Source organism: Carboxylicivirga sp., from assembly GCF_982718395.1.
Map to the genome: position 1 here is coordinate 1 of NZ_CEXQWX010000121.1, position 18,228 is coordinate 18,228.

Sequence of the window (18,228 nt, forward strand, 5' to 3'; positions counted from 1 at the left end):
TCCATGAAGAACCATCATAAAACTCAACAATAAAGTTTTCGTTACTGTTATCCATACTTTCCGCTCTGTACCAGAACTCTACTTTTACTTGCTCATATCCTGAAACATCTAATCCATTTGTTAATGTGAATGAAGAAGCTGTACCACTGTTATCTTGAATATCAGCAGCGTTAGAACCTTGATGTGCATAGGTGCCTCCTGTGTATAGTGAAGCATCACCTCCACCATCGGTGTATTGCCCCCAGCCACCTTCAAAATCTTCATAACTAAGTTCATTCCATGTTTCGGTACCTCCACCTGTATTTAGTGTAAAGGTGTAATAGTCTAAGTTATATCCTCCGGTTGTTGCATAAATTTTTAAAGTTTGTGCGCCTGCTGCTAAAGTAACGGTTGTGGATTGAATCTGATAAGTACTCCATGAGCCTGTAGCAGCAACATTTAATGTACCAACTGACTGACCATCCATTTGAATATCCATGATATCATTACCATCAGGACTGGCCAACATAACGTCAACAGTATACTCTCCGGCCTCTGCTACATTAACTTCATATTCCATCCAGTCACCGGCGTCAATCCAACCAACCGGGTTACCTTGTACACCGAACATATCACAGTAATCTTCAGCCTGGATAGTTCCTGCAATAGCATAGGTTGGGCAAGAAGATGCTTGGTTAACTGTAATGTACCCGGTTTTAGTTTCCGTATCAGAACCATCACCATTGGTTGCGGTTAACGATACTTCATAAGTTCCGGCAGTATTATAGGTAATAGATGGATTTTGAGCTGTAGAAGTACCTGGCGTGCCACCTGCAAAACTCCACGACCATGAAGTTGGTGTATTGGTAGATAGGTCAGTAAATGTAACAGCATCGCCTTCAGTTACAGTGGTTGCACTTGCAGAGAAATCAGCTACAGGAGCATTCGGATTTGATCCGCCACTATAATTCAAGTCATTATAAGTTTTAAAAAAGTCTACTCCTAAATACTCAGGTAAAGTAGCTAAACCATATAATAATGTTGACTGATCAATCCCCTGGATGCTATTACCAATCCAGCTTGGATTAGTTAAACTAAATCTCCATAAAGTTTTTTTAGTGGCATCGTCCGGTAAAGTATAAACTCCTTTATTATTGCTTAATAAAGAAAGTAAATGACTTTTTGAATTAGGTTCGATTGGAATGTAACCTCCAATTATATGAGGAGAAACAGTTTCATACGTGTTGTTATTTATTTTATTGGCTTTGTAACCGTCAACATCTATACCTGCTCCATTACCCCATTCGTAGGAAGCCCCTTTATTTGACCAGTAAGATAATTCAGCATTTTTTGAATTGGTGTACAATTGCATGTATTCGCTTGAATTTTGGAAATAATTGATATAGTAGTAATTAAATTGATGCGTGAAAGCCGATAAAAATCTTGATTCATTATGGTCATCAGTCGGTACCTGGTGTCCATCATAAGTGCTTTTGGGAAGATTTGAAGGATTCCCGTACCAGGTATTCCATAAAGTTTCAGCTTGCGTTGTGCTGTTTTTAGTGTCGTTTAAAGCTAACCAGGCAACTAACATGTACTCGTTGTAAACTTTGGTTATTCCTGAGCCAGAACCATCCTGATTAATGGTTAAATAAATATTTCCGGCACTTGCATCAGCAATAGCATCAACAAAATCAATTGAGTTCCATAACTCGTCAACACGTGCGGCAATATCTGTATTGCCATAGAAATAGTTTTTGGCAAAAATAGCCCCTATCATTAATATGTCAGTATCAATGGTACTGAATTCAGAATTCCATTCCTGTACACCGGTATCCATGTTAATAAAATGTCTGAAAAAACCATTGGCTGACCTTTCAGGGGTAAATCCGGGTGTATGCCCGGTCATACTATTTAAAGTAACAAGAGCCTTATCAGCGGCATTGGTTTCCCAGCCCATGGCATCACCAATACATAAACTAACTAAACCAACACCAACGTTAGCTACAGAAGCAGGGTGAAAGTCGTTACCTCCATCAACAATTTTTGAGTCACGATAAATACCTTTGTCGTTTCGCATAAGATCCCAAAGATGATAAGTGTCTTCAAATAACTTAGTTATAGTAGGATCGGGAGTTTGGCAAAAAATGCCTGATGAAAATGAAAACCCAAGTAATAATACTAAGGCATAGGTTTTCCATAAAAGTAGATAATTTCTCATATAACTTAATTTAAGGATTAATAATGTTGATTGTAATAAATGATTATTTAATGATAGTGAGGATATAACTAACCTTTATAAAAACTATACAAGTAATTTTGTAACAGAATGATGCAGTTGGTTTATGGGGTGCGTGACTGTAGAATGTAATAATTCGGTAGAGATATTTTTGTCTTGAGGGGGTGCTTTAGAAAATTATGTCAATTTTTCACATAGGTGAAAGAATTTGGGGTAGGTGTTATGATTAAAAATAAATCTTAAAAAAAGTTAATTAAGTATCACCTCAATATTACCACAACAAGTTGTTAAATAATATATTGATAAGGGTTGCGTGTAGATAAATGCTGATTGTTAGAGGCTTGTTTTTTTATTTATTATGGAGTAATAAGAGATTTGTAGCGAAGTTTAAGTAGAATTAGATGCAAGACATGAGATAAAGGACGCAAGAATCAAGACTCAGGATTGATTAGTAAGTGTTTGAGATTATAGGCGAAGAATGTTGGGTATAAAGATATGATCCGTAATACTTCCTTAGCATCTTACAGATGCTTAGGAAGTTCTGTTGGAATTCAAAAACACTTCTGGATCGCATCTTTATACCCATATTGCAAATAAAGATGCGATCCGTAAGCCTGTAATATGAATTAAATGTAACTAACGTGCACAGCGCATACACTTGCGACTTTCGGGCATCAGAACAAGGCGGCCGGTTGGTATGGCAGCTTTGCACTTGATACATATTCCAAAATCAGGTTCGTTAATTCGTTCCAATGCTTCATTAAGGCTTTTAAGTTTTGCTTCTGATTGTCGAAGTGCAGCCTCGTTAACACTTTTATTGTTGATAGCATCCATACGGCTAACTCTTCCGATAGCATCGTCAGGAGCAATAGCCCGGGTTAGTTCTTTTAAGGATTTTACTTTTCGTTCAACAGTGGCAATCTGTTTGTTTATCAGAGCTTTTATTTCTTGTTTGTCGATGTTCATTATGTACTTTTCTTTTGAGCGACAACTAAAATAGAATCATTATCCTTAAACTCCTCATAGGTTTCTATACAAAGGATGTTGTATTGCTTTTCAAAGCTTTGCTCAATGTCTTCAATTTCGTAATAGTTGAATAGCATGCCCTCGTAATTCTCTTGGCCGGTTCCTTTCCAGAAGGTGTGAAAAACAATGCCTTTATCATTTAATATCTCATACTGGCGTTGAATTGACTGTCCCAGATCATTTTTAGGTAAATGGTGCAATACTTTATTAGAGTATATGCAATCAAAGGTTTGTTTGGTTTTAATGGTGATGGCATCTAACACCATTACTTTCACTTCGGGGTGATTGCGTTTATACATTTCGGCGAAAACAAAAGAATAATCAGAGCCCACCACATCGTATAGCTGGCGTATATTATCCAGGTCTTTGCCCGGCCCCATCCCAAGTTCCAGAGCTTTGTAATGGCAGGGGATATGTTTTTTAAACTGCTCGAAGAACCATTGACCATCATAGTCAGCCGTCATCTCAAGATATTGCCTGACATTGTCTTCCTTCTCAAAAAATGATTCGCTCATATCAATTGATTTTGTTGCAAATTACGAAAATCACTCATGAAGCGAAGGATTTCCGGCAATGAAATAATATTTACCCGAGTTTCTAAGCCTGGAAAAGGTGTAAATTAATAACCTTAGTTCGACATAAAATTTTGGATTCAGAACGCATATAAATAGTAAGGTTCAAGTGTAAATTATGAAAGAATAGTGGGCTATTTTGAATCATTTAGACGCAGAAAATTGCTGTTTATAAGTGGTGTTGCACAAGCTTTGCTTAAAAAACCGATTTACGGCGTTAAATTTTATCGCAATAGTTATCTATTTCTCTAAAATTACATCTTGTAAATCAGATCTTTATTGCAATATGGATCTCAAAATTTAAATCGAACTGAGGTTAATAGAAAAAGCCCCGATTCGATCTGAAACGGGGCTTGATTCTTTTGCGATACTTGTCGCCCGACTAAATTAATTTGTTATTGCATAGTCGGACGACGAATAAAGCGCGGTAGTTCTAAAGTTTCTACCGATAATAAAATACTTAGCTTAAAAATCAACAATGGTAACGTTGAAAACTAATATGCTGTTGGCCGGAATTTTAACTTCGCCATCATTATCAACCTGTGGAATGTGTCCATAAGCCAGTTGTGAAGGGCAGTAAAAAGTAGCGCTACCACCTTTTTTCAGCTTGGGAATACCAATGCGCCATGCCTCAATCGCTCCTGATAACAGGAAGTTAGAAACCGTTCCTTCGTCAAACATGGTGCCATCCAGTAAGGTTCCTTCGTATGTTGCATCGATAGAAGAATACTCTGATACATTATCGCCCTCGCCCTCTTCATGTATCTGGTAATATAATCCGGATTCGTCACTTTCGGCCACAATACTGTTTTCCTCAAGGTAGGCAGCCAGTACATCTTCATCGATATCTGCCTGATCGCGATCAACTTTTACTTCGAAAATCACTACTGAATTAGCAGGAACACCAGAGTTACCGCTACTGCCATAAGCCAATCCAGAAGGTACATACAAATGAATTTCGCCTTCACGGTTTATTTTAGGCAGTCCAATTCTAAAACCCAAAAGAATTTGCGACAGATATTGTGTAATATTCTCCCCTTCTGTATCCGCAAAAACACTACCATTGGTTAGGTAACCTTTAAATGAGAAAGTCACTTTATCGTCTTGGGTTACATCATCACCAATTGGAGCACCGGTACCTTCGTTAATTATTTTATAGTATAAACCTGAAGGGTCTCGCTCAGCCTGGATATTATTTTCTGTCAGGTATTCACTGATAATCTCTTCATCAACAATAGTGTAATCCACAAAATCGTCCTTCATACAACCTGCCAGCAAAGGCAAGAGCAGGGTTAATAGTGCAAGTTTCTTCATAAACTCAATTTATGTATTATTAAAAATCTATCACTTTTATATTGAAAATTAGAACTGAATGCGGAGGGATTCCAGAAGTGCCGGAACTTCCGTAACACAGATCCGAAGGGCAATAAAATATAGCTTCACTTCCCTTTTTCAATAAAGGAATCCCTATTTGCCAGGCTTTTATAAGATTATTTAAAGGATAATTATCCAATCTGCCTTCGTCAAAAACCTCACCTGTTAATAATTTGCCAGTATAACGCACAGTTACAACTGCACCCGGAGGAACGGTATGACCACTTCCCTGTACTGTAACATTATAATATAAACCGGAAGCGTGTCTTGTGGCATTCAGATTATTTTCTCCCAGGTAGTCCTGAATCTTTTGTTCGTCGATAGCAGCATAATCCACTTCATCTTTACTACACGATGCGAGTACGATTAAAGTCAGGGCAAGTAGAATTACATTCTTCATTTCTTTCCTTTTTTGATCGCCAAACGTGGCGATTCGTTTAACTAGATACATTTAAAACTGAATGGTTGCTTATTGCAACAAAAAATGTTTTGATGATTGACAATTGAGATAGGTAGGTGCAAAAATAGACTTTAATTAGAAAGGAACAAATGGGATTTAGGGTTTAGAGTTTAAGGTTTAAGAGTTGAGGGAAGACGAGAGGTCGAAGGAGAAGTCAGTGGTGTGAAGGGAGAAATGAATAGAGAGACTAGAGTTCTGGGTTTAGAGTTGGAAGTTGTTGATAGAGGACCGAGGCTTGAGGGCGCTATGTGTTATAAAGAAGGAAGAGGCAGCTGTATACCGGCTAAGCGGATCACCCGCTAAGCCGGTGTTTAAAAGAAGAAATGGAGGAATGACTTTGGGTTTGGACGTCACCCTTGCCTGAAGGGCAATAACATAATAGCACAGATCGAAGGTCTGGGGATCAAGTTATTGGTTTGTAGAGTGCTGTAACTACGTTACATAAAGAAAGGGGAGCAGAGAGTTTCCAAGTTAAGGGTTCTGGGTTGAGCAGGGTGGATAGCAGAAGGTATGTAAGAACAAAGAGATAACAGAAATCAAAACTATCTATTCTCTCACGCACCATGCATTGAACCTGACTCAATGTTAACATAACATATGTCATGAAACGATCAAGGTGAAAAAAGTGTGCTATTATATGACGTTGATTATCATGGTTATAACTGAATATAAGAAAAATATCATGAAAGTTTTTTCTAAAAAAAGTGTTACTAATTCGGAAAACTGCAATTAACTTGTAAACGATTTCGACTTAACCTTTTAATGTTTGTAACCTCACACAACCTCAAACCATTAACAGGACCTTTTATCATAGAAAGGAATTCCTGTGTAACATCCGGTACTATGGCTGGCACGAAACGTAACAGCTTAGGTGCTGCCGGCAACAAACTTATACTGTTTAGCACGTTAATAGTACACTTGAAGCTATGCAAAAACGCCTGTTTAACAGGCTGTATCTCATTAAATAACAAGGTAGAGTGTTTGAGGTGCTTCATTGCAGAAATTATCGGTAACAAAAACACAAATGTTTTATTCAATCGCTGTAATCAGATACCTGGTTATTCGCTGCCGTTAAGCACCGGCTGGTATCGCTTTATTGGCGGAAAAATGGAGTGCTCAATTGCTGAGAGTTATGAAAAAATGCCTGCAAAGGCTTCTGCAGTGCTTACAATGGCTTCCGACGGTCTTACAATGTATCCCGGAGGTCTTACAAAGCACTTCCGACCTGCCTCAATGTCAGATTACATTGCTTCAATAGTATGCTACACTGCCTCAATGACATGTTACACTGCCTCAATGACATGTTACACTGCCTCAATGACAGGTCGCACTGCCTCAATGACAGGTCGAGTTGTTTCGGAGCACTTCCGAAGTAAATCATTAAACATTGGATGTTTTCAACCCACTTCACAAAGGCTTCAGATATTCAGTATCAAACAATATGCATTGGCAACAATGCCCTTTATACCTATTTATTAATCTTTAAAATTTTTAATGATGGACAAACGATTAAACAACCGTTTTAACATGTACAAAGTGGTACGCGACTGGTTAAACAGTAATCGCGAGGGCCTGAGTTTTTTGCCTGGACTGGCTGATTCAGTAGATGAGTTTGCAGCCGTATTGGTAGCTGTGGCCGACCTGGATGTGACTAAAACCAATGGAATCAGTGCAACCTCGGAACAGAAAAACACAGCACGTGAGACACTGGAACGTAAGGTAGTGGGTACGCTGCACATGCTGAAGGCCTATGCCACATTTTCGGACAATGGCATCAATGCCGATGAGCTGGATATGGCCGCCTCAGACCTGACGCGCATGGCAGAGCAGGCTTTGCTAAGTCGTTCGCAACGCGTGGTGCAACTGGCCGAGGCTAACCAGGTGGCTGCCGAACCCTATGGTTTAAGTATTGAGTGGGTGGATGCATTGAAGCAGTCCTATGAGGATTTTAACAGCAAGCAAACAGCGGTGCGCAGTGCCATAGTAACACGTCGTGATGCCGGCGAACAACTGGAAGCCCGCATGGACGAAGCCGACGACTTGCTAAAAGAAAAGCTGGATGTGCTGATGGATGTGGCGGCGATCAGTAAGCCGGAGCTGTATAACCAGTATAAAGCTGCGAGAGTGATAGTGGATAGGTAGGTGAGAGAATAGAGATGAGTGGTGAGTGATGAGGGGAGAGTTGACGGAGGACGGAAGACCAAAGACGGAGGAGTTAAGAGATGAGAATTGAGCGATGAGAGACGTAGCGAGACACTATGCCTAACAAAGAAAAGGTTTTGGGTTCTGGGTTTAGGGTTTAACAGAAATCCTAGGCTTATAGCCCAAAGTTTGAAGGTGGGGGGAGAAGGTTGTGTTTGAGAGATGAGAGTAGAGAGATGAGAGGCGTGATGGAGTCAAAAGTTTCGAGTTTCGAGTTTGAAGTTGAAGAGTTAGGTGATGAGAGAAGAGCGATAAGAGGTGAGATGGAAAAGATGGTGGAGGACGGAAGACGGGTGACGGAGGAGTTGGTGAAGTAAGTCCGAAGTCCGAAGTCCGGGAACTGATTGGTGGCTTGAGACCCCTAACCCCTAAAAGGGACTGATTTACAGCTTGGAGTGATTGACCACAAATGACACGAATTTTTAGAATTGGGAATTGCTGTGCAATTCATGTTTATAGAAGAAATAACGAAGGTGATAATTGATAAAAGAAGAATCGTGTGCTGATATCCTTTTAGAGCTTGTCCCGATTCTTCGGGAGGCCAGGGTTGCGCGAAGGAAACGGAGAAAAGAAAATTAATAAATGCAAATAACATGCACTGTTCACCAGGCACAGTGCACTAAAAACTAAAAAATGAAAAAACTAACGACTTTAATTTTAATGGGAATGGTTTGTGGGGTTGTTTGTGGGCAGGAAGGACAAGTAGAGAATAGTCCAATTTATTATAAAGATGGCAATGTTGGAATAGATAATGGCAGTCCTGAATATAAATTGGATGTATTTGGCAGTGCAAGGGTGTCAGGATACTTCTTTGGACAACGACTTTATCTTAGCAATTATCATTTTTCATATGACCAAGGAGGATTAGCTTTTGCAGAAACGCATAAAGCAAATCGATTGTTTATAAAAGATGGAGGAAATGTTGGTATTGGTACAATCACACCTAATAAGAAACTATCGATTGAAGGTTCAAGCCAAAGTGATATTGGATTATCTCTTTTAAATAATTCCAATAGCTTACTTATGTATTTGCTTGGTACAAATGATCAGTATATTGTAGAAGATCAACGTAATGCAGGGTTACTAGAAAGCAATAGCGATTTGATTTTAAGCGCGGCAGTAAATTCAAATAATACTTCTCCCTCCATTATATTTCAAACAGGAAGAACGTACAAGCAGGGGCATACCAGAATGATAATTGACTACTTAGGGAATGTCGCAATAGGCAAACCATCAGCTGATGCCAAACTCGATGTCGCCGGCGATATCAAAGCAAACGGTAATTTAATATTTAAACGAGATTCAGAAATACAAATAACACCATTTTTTGGAGGTGGGAATACTCCGTCAAGAACACATACTATTATCAAAAATGGTTGGAAATATAATATGGATTACACAAGCCTACATGCTGCTGGTATGAAAGCGAATACAGATGCTTTCATTCTAATAAATAGTGGAGGACGAGTTGGTATCGGGACAGATAATCCAAAAGCCAAACTCGACGTAGCCGGTAATATCAAAGCCCACGAAATAGAAGTAACCCTTGCCAGCATTGATGATATGCAACTTAACGGCACCCTTGCTGCCAATAATATTACCTACACCGCCAATGGCAATACCGCCGACTTTGTTTTCGAAGACAATTATCAATTAAAAGACCTTAGTGAAGTAGACGCTTTTATTAAAGCCAATAAACACTTACCGGAAATACCCTCGGCTGCTGAGATGGAAGAGTCTGGTGTTAACCTGGCGGAGATGAATAAGTTGTTGCTGATGAAGGTGGAGGAGTTGACGCTTTATTCTATTGAGCAGGAGAAGAAGATTGAAAAGTTGACGGAAGACCGAAGACAGGAGACAGAGGAGAATAACGAGAAGGTTAAGAGTTTAGAGTTTAAGGTTGAGGAGTTGAGTGATGAGAGGAGAGCAATAAGAGGTGAGATGGAAAAGGTGGTGGAGGATGGAAGACGGGTGACGGAGTTGGAAGAGCGACTAGTTAAACTGGAGGCTTTGATGGAGGAGTTAACCTTAAATCCCTAAAGGGACTTTGATTGACAGCTCAAAAAATTAAACCACGAATTGCGCGATTTGACACGAATTAAATAATGACGGTGCCATTCAGGGTTTATCGGTGAAAAACGAATCAGTGCAAATCTGTGGACAATACAATCGCTTGCAGAGTAATACTTTTTAAAAAAATGATTGCAGCTCGGCCTCCCTTTAGGGAAGTGAAGGGTGCGGGCCGGAATATGAAAACAATACAAACTAAATAATAACAAACATGCACGATGCACAAAGCACTGTGCAATAACAAGAAAAACAATGAAGAAAATAACGATTGTAATTTTAATGGTAGTGGTATGTGGGGCCGTTTGGGGGCAAACTAATTCTCTTCCAACATCTGGAAATGTGGGTATTGGTATAAATCCTGCATCTGAATTATTAGATATAAGAGGGGATAACTCTAAAATCAAATTTTCATCAACATCACCCAATGTCAATTCAATAAATATTCTTGATATGACGGTGCCTTATAACTCGAATTCATATGAAAGAGGTAGTTGGATTACAATGGGGAGGGAAACAACATCATATGGCTATAGAATAGGAGGTCAATCTTCATATACTTGGGCTAACGGAATAAGCCTGCAAATGCAATATTATAATAATGGCTGGAAAGATGGTTTAACATTGAATTATCTCGGGAAGATTGGAATTGGAACGATTTCTCCCAATGAAAAATTAGAAGTTGTTGGAAATATTAAAGTATCAGGAACAGCGAATTTCTTAAATGGTATTGTAACAAGAGATATTAATACTCATCCAGATAATATTACTCAATCTGGGTATTATCGGACTAATTCAGCTCCTTTAAGGTACTTTACTCACATTCAGCATCCATCTATTAACTATGCTATACAAATTGGAAACAATTATGAGAATGATAAGCTCTTTTTTAGAGCAAAAGCCGCTTCTTTTTGGGGGAGTACCAATGAGATTTGGCATTCAGGAAATTCTAATACAAGTGCAAATGACTGGAATTGTCGAGATCTCGATGTGAATGGCAACATCAAAGCCCATGAAATAGAAGTAACCCTTGCCAGCATTGATGATATGCAACTTAATGGCACCCTTGCCGCCAATAACATTACCTACACGGCCAATGGCAATACCGCCGACTTTGTTTTCGAAGACAACTACCAATTAAAGGACCTTACCGAAGTAGAAGCCTTTATTAAATCCAATAAACATTTACCCGAAATACCCTCGGCTGCAGAGATGGAAGAGTCTGGTGTTAACTTGGCTGAGATGAATAAACTGTTGTTAATGAAGGTGGAGGAGTTGACACTGTATAGTATTGAGCAGGAGAAGAAGATTGAGCAGAGAGACGAGAAAGTTTCGGGTTTAGAGTTGAAAGTTGAGGAGCAGAATGAGCGTTTGGTAAGGATGGAGGCATTGCTTGAGGAGTTGTTGAATCGTTGATTTGTCGAGGAAGGTGATGACCACGAATTACGCGAATGAACACAAATTTTAGAAAGAAGTAATTGGTAGGAATGGTTTGTACGCTGGCATCCCTTTAGGGAAGTGAAGGGTGTGGGCTGAAAAGGTAAAACAATAATAACACGCACGATGCACAAAGCACTGTGCACTAAAACTAAAAAATGAAAAAACTAACGACTTTAATTTTAATGGGATTAGTATGTGGGGCTGTTTGGGGACAGACAACTTTTAATTCGATCAAGTTAACTTCTTCCATGGACCAGATCCAATTTGAAGTACCAGGGGAGAACCGTTATTGGTTTATGTCTAAGACATCGGAAACACAAGATAAAGCCTTTGCACTTTATAGTCCTGATGATGGATACTGGTTTACTTCGTGGAAGACAGGGACCGGAGATATGATTTTGAATAAAGGGAATATAGGTGTTGGAGTATATAACCCATTTAGTGGTATTAGTAATAATGGTATTCATATATCAAAAGGTCAGCACTCTTCTTTATTATTAGGATTACCATTTTCTGGTTATGGAGGTATTGTACAAACTTCAGATGATCGACATCGTATTTTTATTGGAGCCAATCTCTATGATGATCAGAATAATAGTTGGAGTAATTTCCAATCAGGAAAAGGAAGTGCAGGAATTAGCATTTTAGCGGATAACGGAGATTGGGGTTCTGCTATATCTTTTATGGCTTCCAACGAAGATAATAGTACAGTTTCGAGAATGTATATTAAGGGAAATGGAAAGGTTGGAATAGGCACTACTTCACCATATAATAAATTACATATTGAAAACGGTGATTTAAGAATAACAAATGACCTGCAGACAGGGGGAGATGGTAAAGCTTCAATTGTATTTAGTGAGATTTCTAACGACCCAGACGCACATGCAAGGATTACGTATCACGGAGATGATTATAGTGGCGATAATAATTTTATAGGCTTTGGGCTTGGCGATAATATTTCAAAGGACAATAGTCAATTTGTAATTCAAAGAAGCGGAAGAGTCGGCATCGGTACAACAACCCCCTCAGCCAAACTCGATGTCAACGGCGATATCAAAGCCCACGAAATAGAAGTCACTCTTGCAAGCATCAACGATATGCAACTAAATGGCACACTGGCCGCCAACAACATTACCTACACCACCAATGGCAATACCACCGACTTTGTCTTTGAAGACAATTACCAGTTAAAAGACCTCACTGAAGTAGAAGCTTTTATTAGAACCAATAAGCACTTGCCGGAAATACCCTCTGCGGCAGAGATGGAAGAGGCGGGTGTTAACTTGGCTGAGATGAATAAACTGTTGTTAATGAAGGTGGAGGAGTTGACGCTTTATTCTATTCAGTTGGAAAAAGAGGTGAAAGAAGTTCGCAGTGCGGAGGCTAAAGCGCGTATGGCGCTTGAAGAACGATTAAATCAAATGGAAAAAATATTAACTAATCTAAATAAAAAATAAAATGAAGAAACTATTAATGTTAGCTGTGACATGGCTATATGTTCTTTGCTCGATGGGACAGGAGAGAGCAAGCGCTGATTACACCACAGATTTTGAGCAATTTGAAAACTATTTTGATGGAGGTTTCAATGAGTCGTTATATTGGACTTGTGACTATCCTGATGGAAACGGTAAAGCTTACGTGTCACCTTTTTATGGCTCAAGAAGTGGTAGCTCAGCCTTGAATTTAACAGGAAGTATTCCTGGAATTCTTGGGGATTATTGGATTGCAGAAGTGAAAGATGCTGTTTTAAGGCTTAATCTCAATGCTAATAAAGTCTATGAGCTTACATTTTATTCAATGGAAACATATGAAGAAGCTTCTGGTTACGGGTGTGTTACCGATCCCAGTTTTCAAAGTAAATCATTTGACGGGGTGTACCTGTCAGACGATGAAGGAGCCACATATGCAAAGGTTCATAATTTTGATGATCAAAGTAATAGCCAATTTTGGGATAAAGTAACGTTAAACATATCAGCATTAGCACAATTAAATGGTATGGAGTTAAATGATAAGTTTAGAATTAAATTCCAGTATAATACCATTGTTGCCAGTAAGAACAGCGAATCATGTTTTTATAATAAGCGCGTTGTTATTGATGATTTAAGCTTAACAGATGTATCCTCAAATTATATAAGTAAAACAAGAGTAAGTTTTACTTATGATGAAAATGGAAGCCGCACTGATAAACAAATCACCGTAGAGCAAATACTTAATGTTAATGGACTTAAAAGTGGGAGTGCAGATGAAGGAATTGACACTCCACAAGTTACCTACGAAGTATACGTAAGTCCTAATCCTACGAAAGGACTTCTTAATGTTTCAATTAAAGGGGGAGATAGTCAGGATAAACTGACATATAAATTGGTGGACTTATCTGGTAATTTATTACGTAGTGGTACCATTTCGAATTTTGGTGTTTACTCGCTAAATATCTCAGATTGTAAAGATGGAATCTACCTTTTAAATATTGAAGGGAAAAGAAGTAAACAGGTTTATAAAGTAATAAAGCACTAATTGCTAAATCAAGAAAATATGAAATATTTATATATCACGGTTGTTTTACTTTTAGCTGCCTTGTGCAATATAGCTGCCCAGGAAATAGCTCTTAGTTTCAACCTGAACAATGAAATTAACGAGACCAAAGAATACCAGGCTAAAGATGTAATTAAATTATCAGATGGTTTTCATTTTAAAGCCGATAATAACTCTACGTTTAGAGCACTGATCAATAATGAACTTGAGTTTCTGCCCACCAGTGAAACTTATATTGATGAAAATGGAGAACCTACCGAGGAATCCAGTGGTTCTTATGTCGTTGGAGATATACCAGGCCAACTGAACGTTTCATCAAGTGGTGCTGCCAATTACAGTATACCAATTGAGATTCCTGCAGGAATTCAGGGAGTACAACCTTCTTTTTCGATTGTTTATAATAGTCATGGAGCAATGGGACTAGTTGGTTATAAAGCAGGTTTAAATGGACTATCTGCAATTCGGAGGGTGGCGCACAACACCTATTATGACGAAGATCATCATCCGATATCATTTGATGAAGATGATCGTTTTGCATTAGATGGTAGAAGATTGCTTTTGACTTCTAATGATGATTATGGTGATGCCGGGAGTACCTATGCAACGGAGGTAGAGAATTATGCTGTTATAACTGCAAATGGTCGGGTTGGCGATGCACCTGAGTCATTTACAGTTGAGTTAAAAGATGGAACCATCATGACTTATGGTTTATTGGATAATTCATCAATGAAATTACAAGGTTATACCGGAACATATGCCTGGTACCTATCAAAGGTTAAAGATCGCAATGGTAATTATATCAGATATATTTACGGCAACAAGTCAGATGGAGAAACCTGGCTGCAGGAGGTTAAGTATACTTGTAACGACATTGCTTCATTAAATGGGGCGTATTCATTAATATTTGAATATTCAGATGTTAATCTTGTTTCAAAATATATTGCCGGCAAAAAGCTAACACCAAGTAAGCGACTCAGTAAGATCTGGATTAAGTACGGTGAGCAAGACCTGTATCATTATTCAATTGGTTATAGTTATGACAAGTTATCTTCGGTTACGAAAATCAGTAATAACGGAGAAAAAATAAAGCCTGCAAGATTTTATTGGAATAACAATAGTAGTGATGATGTAACAACTGTTGAAAGTTCATCTTTTAAAGATATTCATACGGGTAATTTTAGAGGTATCGGGCAAAATGAATTAGTTACAATTCAAGGTACAGATGCTGTTTTTTCTGAATATCTAAAGAGCTCAAAAACCTGGAACGAATTAAAAAGAATACCACTTTATTATAGTGACTATAAGATTGAACGGATTGCTGATATTGATAATGATTGTGTAGATGAAGTTGTTATATCAAGATTCTATACTGTTAGCAGCAGTATGGGTGAAGATGATTATTATGTACATGTTATAAAAATCGTGGATTTTAATGATGATTCCAGCTCAAAATTTTCTGTTGACTTAACTAATTCTCCTCATCATTCTCCCCATGTTTTAGTTGGTGATTTTAAAGGAATTAAATCATTGCAAACTTTAAGGATATGCAGTTATTATAATAGTCCTGCACATCTGGGACAAATAATCTCAAATGGTTTATCAGAAGAAGTTTATACCAATACCAATATCAATCTCATATCATCAGGTTTTAAAAATTTCTATGTAGGAGATTTTAATGCTGATGGGAAATCAGATCTATTAGCCCATTATTCGGGTAAAATAGAAATCTATTCAATGGAGAATGATGTATTTGTATTAAAAAAGACTATAACTAAAGCAACCAATAAAATCCAAATTGCTGATTTTAATGCAGATGGTACAAGTGATATATATATTACTGAACCAGAAAACAAAATCTATTATTGTAATGGTTTTGAATTGATGGATAGTAAGGCAGGTCCGTGGTTTAGAATGGAAGTGCCCGATTTAGAGTGGATAGGTGATTTTGATGAATATGTAAATGGTGCAGTTACACAACCCAGAGAAAGAGAAAATGAATTTATATATGCTGCAAATTTAAATGGGGATGAATTGGCAGACATTGTTGTTAATGGAATCTACAGAGAGGAATTTTCATTCGCTTGGGATCAGTTTTTAAATCCAGGAGAGACAGGTACTTTAGAAGAAGGCAATGCTGCAGCACAGCGAATGGACGCAAAAGTGACTGAGTTTTGCAATCGATTAGGAGAAGATAATCGTGTTGCTGGAGTTGAAACTATTCCAGTGGCTATTGAAACTAATGCTGGACCGCGTCTTCTTAATATAATAGTTAAGGTAAGCTATTATGGTACATCATTTTATAAACAGTTAAAAGATGGGAGTTTTTGGAATGTAAAGAATATGCTCTATACTCGTAATGTACTTGAGGATTTTACTGAAATAGTTCATGCAGATTTTTCTGGTGATGGTATAAAAAGTGTTTATGTTCGTTCTAACGGGTTTTTGGAAAAATTCTATAATGGAATAAGACAGCCATATGTACAAAATATATATCAAAGTAATGGTGGAAAATATACTATTACTACCTCTATATACGGTGCGGGTTTATATCCTTACTATGTCAGTTCTGATGCTAATTTATCTGTTTATAATGGTAGTATGCCAGTTACATCGAGTGTAGTCAAGCCAGATGGGCACACTATTAAGTATAAGTATGGTAAAGGACTGATGCATTTTAATGGTAAAGGGTTTATAGGGTTCGCACATATCGAAAATCAGATATGTGAACCGGAAAGTACTACTCATTATAGTAAAATTGTAAAGGAGTTCGAAGTTAAATCAAAAGATAACTTTTATACCCTTGTACCAAGTCAAACAGAAACATTTATTGAAAATGAGTCGCAGAATGTTAATGAGTTTTCTTACGCTTTAGACTATGTATCTGGCGAAACAAAGCGGTTTACTTTAAGGAAAACGCAAGATATAGCAACAGATTCGAAGTTAGGCAATGAATGGTATACCTCATATAGAGATTACAATACCGATGGTAACCCTGAAACCATTGAGAAAGTATGTGGCAATTATAGAGAAACAAAATCGATATCATATCCGCCAAGTGGCTGGTGGAAAAAGACCAAACCTGAATCAGTTACCAATTCAGTTAATCTTGAAGTTATAGAATCAACTGATTATACATATTATTCAAATGGTAACCTGGAAACGGAAACTGTAAACGATGATTTAGAAACGACCTATTCTGAATACGATAATGTTGGAAATCCGCGTAAGGTAAAGATAAAGGCAATAGCACGCGACGCTGATGACCAGGAAATTGAAACAGCATACCGTACTACTGACTATATTTATACGACCGATTATCGATTTGTTGATATTAAAACGAATGCTGAAAGCGGAGTAACGATCAGCTATGATTATTATTTCGATAAAGGCTTGATTAAATCTGAGACCAGTCCTCTTGAAACTATTTCGTACAAGTATGATAACTTTGGACGAGTAATTGAAGAGTCAAGCTCTTTAGGTAACTGGACCAAGACATCCAGACAATGGGTATTAGATGATGAGCCTGCTGGAGCTAAGTTTTTTATTGCACAAATATCATCGGTCAATCAGGGAGTACCATCAAAGGTTTGGTACGATAAATTAGGGAGAGAAATACGTGTTGATTCTCCAGTTAACGACCAAACTTCGATGGTTGTTAAAGTGTATAATAACCGAGGACAGATTGAGTCAATTTCAGAACCATACTTTGACGGTAGTCCAAGAAAAACAACATATACTTATAATGCTGATGGTACTACTGCTACTGTAACAGATGTTAATAATCGTGAAACATCTTATGCTTATGGAGTATCAGCGTATAATGGCGAAAAAATAACAATTACAACTCCATTAGGCGATAAAATTACTGAGTCTAATTTTTTAGGTCAGGTAAAAAGAACAACAGATTTTAATGGCTCCACAGTAGAGCATTATTATTATAATAGTGGATTGGTAAGCAAATCCGTTGCATCTTTAGGAGGGCCTGACGGGGTAACCATGGAGTATGATAAATATGGTAATCGAACCAAATTAAATGATCCCAATACAGGTGTTATAAAAACATTGTATAATCCTTTTGGTCAAATATTGTCTCATGATGATAACAAAGGGAATGCGACAACATATAAGTATAAAAGTGATGGCAGATTGGATGAAACAACCACAGGTGATCTTAAATTGAAACATGAATATACCAATCAATTGTTATTGGATAGAATAACAAAAACAGATAATGGAAGCATTATCCATGTTCAGGATTTTGATTATGATGCAAATACCTTTTTACTTAGTTCCAAAACGGAGACAATAGATGGTAAAACATTTAAAGTAGACTATGG

Annotated in this window: 13 protein-coding genes; 8 read left to right on the forward strand and 5 right to left on the reverse strand. The window is 37.8% G+C overall.

The window, feature by feature from the left end; translation table 11 throughout:
- From AC4MRQ_RS18480 to AC4MRQ_RS18500, 5 genes are all read right to left on the reverse strand, one after another.
- Positions 1-2,200, reverse strand: a 2,200-nt coding sequence (locus AC4MRQ_RS18480; protein ID WP_491199188.1) for a carbohydrate-binding protein, incomplete at its 3' end; no start/stop codon positions are given.
- A 654-nt stretch (positions 2,201-2,854) separates the two neighbouring features.
- On the reverse strand, positions 2,855-3,184 hold the full coding sequence (locus tag AC4MRQ_RS18485; protein ID WP_491199189.1) for a TraR/DksA family transcriptional regulator: 330 nt from the start codon (positions 3,182-3,184) through the stop codon (positions 2,855-2,857).
- Entirely contained in the window at positions 3,184-3,759 is a 576-nt protein-coding gene (locus AC4MRQ_RS18490; RefSeq protein ID WP_491199190.1) for a class I SAM-dependent methyltransferase, read from the reverse strand. The genes AC4MRQ_RS18485 and AC4MRQ_RS18490 overlap by 1 nt, the downstream gene beginning before the upstream one ends.
- 522 nt (positions 3,760-4,281) lie before the next feature.
- On the reverse strand, positions 4,282-5,130 hold the full coding sequence (locus AC4MRQ_RS18495) for an FKBP-type peptidyl-prolyl cis-trans isomerase (protein WP_491199191.1): 849 nt from the start codon (positions 5,128-5,130) through the stop codon (positions 4,282-4,284).
- Positions 5,131-5,149: 19 nt separating this feature from the next.
- On the reverse strand, positions 5,150-5,590 hold the full coding sequence (locus AC4MRQ_RS18500; protein ID WP_491199192.1) for an FKBP-type peptidyl-prolyl cis-trans isomerase: 441 nt from the start codon (positions 5,588-5,590) through the stop codon (positions 5,150-5,152).
- Between the two features lie 903 nt (positions 5,591-6,493).
- Between AC4MRQ_RS18500 and AC4MRQ_RS18505 the strand changes: the two genes are divergently transcribed.
- The 8 genes from AC4MRQ_RS18505 to AC4MRQ_RS18540 form a co-directional block, all read left to right on the forward strand.
- Complete coding sequence (locus tag AC4MRQ_RS18505) at positions 6,494-7,129, forward strand: hypothetical protein (protein WP_491199193.1); 636 nt, start codon at positions 6,494-6,496, stop codon at positions 7,127-7,129.
- An 18-nt stretch (positions 7,130-7,147) separates the two neighbouring features.
- Positions 7,148-7,792 (forward strand): hypothetical protein, encoded by a 645-nt coding sequence (locus AC4MRQ_RS18510; protein ID WP_491199194.1) that lies wholly within the window; start codon positions 7,148-7,150, stop codon positions 7,790-7,792.
- 215 nt (positions 7,793-8,007) lie between these two features.
- Positions 8,008-8,169 carry a hypothetical protein gene (locus tag AC4MRQ_RS18515; protein WP_491199195.1) on the forward strand — a complete coding sequence of 54 codons (162 nt, stop codon included), beginning with the start codon at positions 8,008-8,010 and terminating at the stop codon, positions 8,167-8,169.
- Between the two features lie 316 nt (positions 8,170-8,485).
- Positions 8,486-9,892 (forward strand): hypothetical protein, encoded by a 1,407-nt coding sequence (locus AC4MRQ_RS18520; protein ID WP_491199196.1) that lies wholly within the window; start codon positions 8,486-8,488, stop codon positions 9,890-9,892.
- Positions 9,893-10,174: 282 nt separating this feature from the next.
- Positions 10,175-11,335, forward strand: coding sequence for a hypothetical protein (locus AC4MRQ_RS18525; protein WP_491199197.1), 1,161 nt, complete (start codon positions 10,175-10,177; stop codon positions 11,333-11,335).
- Positions 11,336-11,514: 179 nt separating this feature from the next.
- Entirely contained in the window at positions 11,515-12,816 is a 1,302-nt protein-coding gene (locus AC4MRQ_RS18530; RefSeq protein ID WP_491199198.1) for a hypothetical protein, read from the forward strand.
- Between the two features lies 1 nt (position 12,817).
- A complete protein-coding gene (locus tag AC4MRQ_RS18535; protein WP_491199199.1) occupies positions 12,818-13,873 on the forward strand; it encodes a T9SS type A sorting domain-containing protein in 1,056 nt (351 codons plus the stop codon).
- 18 nt (positions 13,874-13,891) lie between these two features.
- On the forward strand, positions 13,892-18,228 hold a 4,337-nt coding region (locus tag AC4MRQ_RS18540), incomplete at its 3' end, for a SpvB/TcaC N-terminal domain-containing protein (protein WP_491199200.1).